Raw genomic sequence first — 261 nt, forward strand, 5'->3', positions numbered from 1 at the left:
CGGTCGCCGCGATCACCGAGCTGCGGCCCGCCGTCTCGCGCCTCGCCGCACTGCAGGAGGCGGTGCGCTCTCAGCTCCACGAGACCCCCGCGGATCTCAGCACCCCGCCCGTCGCGCATATCGACCGGGTCGTCAACGAGGACGAGAACGTCCTGGTGATGGCTGCCTTCGGGGCCGTGACGGTGATGCTCCGCTCCCCCGACGGCCCGACGATGCCGGTCGAGCTGCCCGAGCACATGGCCCTGGACATCCCGCCCGGCG

1 protein-coding gene is annotated in these 261 nt (G+C 72.8%); it reads left to right on the plus strand.

What is annotated here, in order from left to right; genetic code table 11:
- A partial coding sequence (locus MJ643_RS30935; protein ID WP_247727345.1) for a hypothetical protein occupies nucleotides 1–261 on the plus strand: 261 nt, incomplete at both ends.

Source organism: Pseudomonas sp. PNPG3 (assembly GCF_023093815.1).
GTDB classification, from domain to species: Bacteria; Pseudomonadota; Gammaproteobacteria; order Pseudomonadales; family Pseudomonadaceae; genus Aquipseudomonas; species Aquipseudomonas asiatica.